Raw genomic sequence first — 3751 nt, forward strand, 5'->3', positions numbered from 1 at the left:
GGGCTTGGTGGGGCGGGGGGCGAAGATGACGGGCTCGCGGCGGGGTTTGTTCGGGGTCGGGGGTTTTGGTGGTGTTCTCGTCGGTGGTGGTGAGGCGTTTGAGGGTGGTGCGGACGCGGTCGCCGATGAGGAGGGCTTGGCCGACGCCGCTGAGGGCGGTTTGCACGACCACCATGGGGAGATCTTTGGCTTTTGCCAGGAGTTCGCCGCGATGGTCGTACGCGTGGCGGAGAGGTTTGGTCAGAACGCGGAGGAGAGACATCGTTGGCTCCTGGAAAGTGTCATATGGGGCAAGTCGACGTGAGGTCAGGATGCGGCTGACGCTCCACGTAGCATGAGACCATGACGTCACAGACCCCCGCGAGCATTCCGGACCGTCGACGTGTGCTGGTGGCGAAGCCGCGCGGATATTGCGCGGGGGTGGATCGTGCCGTTGAGGCGGTGGAGAAGGCTCTCGCGCAGTATGGAGCGCCTATTTACGTCCGCAAGCAGATTGTGCACAACACGCATGTGGTCCGGGCTCTGGAAGGGCGTGGCGCGATCTTCGTGGACGAGACCGAGGAGGTCCCGGAAGGGGCCATCGTGGTCTTTTCTGCGCATGGCGTGGCTCCGGCCGTTCACGCTGAGGCGGCTCGCCGGAGTCTGAAGACGATCGACGCGACCTGTCCGCTGGTCACCAAAGTGCACAACGAGGCCAAGCGGTTCGCCGCCCAGGACTACGACATCCTGCTGATCGGTCACGAGGGTCACGAAGAGGTCGAAGGAACGGCTGGGGAAGCGCCTGACCATGTGCAGCTCGTCGACGGCCTGGACGGTGTCGGCAAGGTATCCGTCCGTGATCCGGAGAAGGTCGTCTGGCTCTCCCAGACCACGCTCTCGGTGGACGAGACGACCGAGACCGTGACCAGGCTCAAGCAGCGTTTCCCCGGCCTCATCGACCCGCCCAGCGACGACATCTGCTACGCCACCTCCAACCGCCAGACCGCGGTCAAGGAGATCGCCGCCCAGTCCCAGCTGGTGCTCGTGGTCGGCTCCGAGAACTCCTCCAACTCCAAGCGCCTGGTCGAAGTCGCCCTCGACTACGGCGCCACCGCCTCCTACCTCGTCGACGACGCCTCCTTCATCGACGACTCCTGGCTGGACGGCGTCACCACGATCGGCCTCACCAGCGGCGCCTCGGTCCCCGAGATCCTGGTCGAAGGCGTCCTCACCAAACTCGCCGCCCACGGCTTCACCGACGTCGAAGAAGTCGAATCCGTCGAGGAACACATGCGCTTCGCCCTCCCTCACGAACTCCGCAAAAACCTCCGCGTCTAACAGCCACAAGCCATCGCCCTCTCGCCGTTATCCGGCGCCGCTTACGCCGACACCGACGTCCCGCCGTACCGGCGCCAAGGCGGACCTGCGGCCGCATCACCCGACCCCGGGGATCCTTGGATGAAGGCCAGCTTGCCGTCCGGAGGTTGCCCGCACAGCGGGCTTGTGCCACACCTCTGGCCCTGGGGTCGATGTCCTGAGTGAGAGCCAGCTTGCCGTCCGGCGGTAGACCGCAGAACGGGCCAGTGGCCGTATGGCTGGCGCAGGAGAGCGGCAGCCAGGGATGAGGGCGGTCTGCCGTCCGGCGGTTGCCCGTAGAGCGTGCTCTGGCCTTGGGGCGACGTCTCCTGGATGAGGGTCAGGTTGCCGTTCGGCGGTTGTCCGCAGTGGGAGTCAGTGGCCGTATCGCTGGTGCAGGAGGGCGGGTGGCCGAGGTGGGGCTGGTCGCGTTCGGGGTGGGTCAGTCTTCTTTGGTGGAGCCGTAGACGCGGGGTTCGAAGTAGCCCTCGGGTTCGGCGGCGTAGGTGGGGGTGGTTTCGCGGCTTTGGCGGGGTTTGGGGACTCGGTGGCGGTGGTCTTGGCGGAGGTCGCGGAGGTTGGTGGGGAGGCCGCGGTACCAGGCGATGCCGAGGGTGAGGGCCGAGCCGGCCAGGAGCCAGGGGGCGGCGGCCGAGAGGGTGGTGAACAGGCCCAGGGCGAGGGACTGGAGGAAGCTGGGGGTGCGCAGCGCGTGGACTGTCTCGATGAAGAGGGCGGTCAGGAAGAAGACCAGGGGCGGGGTGACCACCAGGGGGAGTAGGTCGCGGGGGTTGACCAGGGTCACGGCGGCGGCGCAGGCCAGGATGAAGATGGGGCCGGGGGCGATGAGCTGGCCGAGAAGAGTGATCACGAACAGCAGCGTGACGGCGCCGCGCGCGGTCAACTTCATTGCCGGAAACCCCCTTTCCTCGACCCCCCAACTTACCGTTCTAGAGCGATACAGGAGGCGCGCTTACCTGCTCTTCGTCCACCAGTTCCGGCATGGAGAGCAGCCGCGGCAGCTCCTCGACCGGCTCGGGACTGGTCAGCGGGGTGTCCACCAGCCCCAGCTCACTGAGCCGCCGCGCGCTCACCAGCACCCGGCTCTCCAGTGACCCGGCCGTCCGGTTGTACGCGGCGACCGCCTTCGACAGCGACTTGCCGAGCGCGTCCACGTTCCGGCCGAGCCCGCCGAGCCGGTCGTACAGCTCTTTGCCGATGTCGAACACGGCGCGGGCGTTCTCGCTGAGCGCGGCCTGCTGCCAGGCGTACTGGGCGGTGCGGAGCATGGTGATCAGGGTGGTGGGGGTGGCGATGTGGACCCGCCTGATCATCGCGTACTCGAGCAGTTCGGGGTCGCGCTCCAGGGCGGGGGCGAGGAACGCCTCGCCGGGGATGAACAGGACCATGAACTCGGGCGCGGGGCTGAACGACTGCCAGTAGGTCTTGGCGGCGAGCCGGTCCACGTGCTCGCGGACGTGCCGGGCGTGCGCGTCCAGCCGGGTTCCGGCCAGTTCGGGGTCCTGCGCCTCGGCCGCCTCCAGGTACGCCGCCAGCGACACCTTGGAGTCGACCACGATGTTCTTGCCGCCGCTCAGCCGGACGATCATGTCGGGCCGGACGATCCCGTCGGCGGTGTGCGCGGTCACCTGCTCGTCGAAGTCGCAGAACCGGGCCATCCCGGCGATCTCCGCGACCCGCCGCAGCTGGAGTTCCCCCCACCGTCCGCGGGCTTCTGGCCGCTGCAGGGCCCGTACCAGCGAGCGGGTCTGGGTCTGGAGCTGCTCCGAGCTCTGCCGCACGAACTCCATCTGCTGCTGGAGTTCGGCGCGGGCTCCGCGCGCTCCGAGCTCGCTCTCCCGCAGCTGGTGCTGGACCCGGGCCAGCGTCTCCTGGAGCGGCGCGACCAGGTTCTCCACGGCCTGCCGCCGCTGGTCGAAGTCCCCGGCGGCCTCGGCCCTGCTGGTGTTGAGCCGGTTCTCGGCGAGTTCGAGGAAGCGCAGGTTGTTCAGGTCGAGCGCGCGAGCGGAGATGGCCTGGAACCGCTCGGTGAGCTGGTTCTCCATGTAGCCGACCTTCTCCTCGGCGGCGCGCGCCTTGGCCTCCGCGTCGGCGAGCCTGGCCGCGGTCTCCTCGGAGGCGCGGTCGGCCTTGCCCCGGCCGAGCGAGTAGCCGATGGCCAGTCCGGCGGCCAATCCGACGGCGAGCTGGATTGCGAGAGCCATGACGTCCACTGGGCGATGATCCCAGTCCTTTCCCTGCCGAAGGGGGAGGCGCGCTTGCGCGGCGTGCGTTGATAACCCAGAGTTTCCCTATGGTTACGCCCGGCATGCGCGCTCAGGTGATCGGTTTGACCCTTGCCGTACTGATCGCGTTGACCACCGTGGCCGGCGTCCTGATGACCTCCGGCCCGCCG

The 3751-nt window shown here is 68.2% G+C and carries 4 protein-coding genes; 1 reads left to right on the plus strand and 3 read right to left on the minus strand.

Annotated features, from left to right (window positions below):
- Positions 1–262: hypothetical protein (locus Acor_RS41835; RefSeq protein ID WP_155342300.1), on the minus strand; the 262-nt coding region annotated here is incomplete at its 3' end.
- Between the two features lie 80 nt (positions 263–342).
- Between Acor_RS41835 and Acor_RS41840 the strand changes: the two genes are divergently transcribed.
- Positions 343–1317 carry a 4-hydroxy-3-methylbut-2-enyl diphosphate reductase gene (locus tag Acor_RS41840; RefSeq protein ID WP_155342301.1) on the plus strand — a complete coding sequence of 325 codons (975 nt, stop codon included), beginning with the start codon at positions 343–345 and terminating at the stop codon, positions 1315–1317.
- Positions 1318–1777: 460 nt separating this feature from the next.
- Here the strand turns inward: Acor_RS41840 and Acor_RS45835 are convergent, their stop codons facing one another.
- Entirely contained in the window at positions 1778–2245 is a 468-nt protein-coding gene (locus Acor_RS45835; protein ID WP_155342302.1) for a DUF6542 domain-containing protein, read from the minus strand.
- Positions 2246–2285: 40 nt separating this feature from the next.
- Positions 2286–3569, minus strand: a complete 1284-nt coding sequence (locus Acor_RS41850) for a DNA recombination protein RmuC (RefSeq protein WP_155342303.1) — start codon at positions 3567–3569, stop codon at positions 2286–2288.
- Positions 3570–3751 lie beyond the last annotated feature (182 nt).

The organism is Acrocarpospora corrugata, from assembly GCF_009687845.1.
Lineage (GTDB): Bacteria > Actinomycetota > Actinomycetes > Streptosporangiales > Streptosporangiaceae > Acrocarpospora > Acrocarpospora corrugata.

Coding starts and splice junctions, on each gene's coding strand:
- Acor_RS41840 (WP_155342301.1), top strand. CDS start 343: ATGACGTCACAGACCCCCGCGAGCATTCCGGACCGTCGACGTGTGCTG.
- Acor_RS45835 (WP_155342302.1), bottom strand. CDS start 2,245: ATGAAGTTGACCGCGCGCGGCGCCGTCACGCTGCTGTTCGTGATCACT.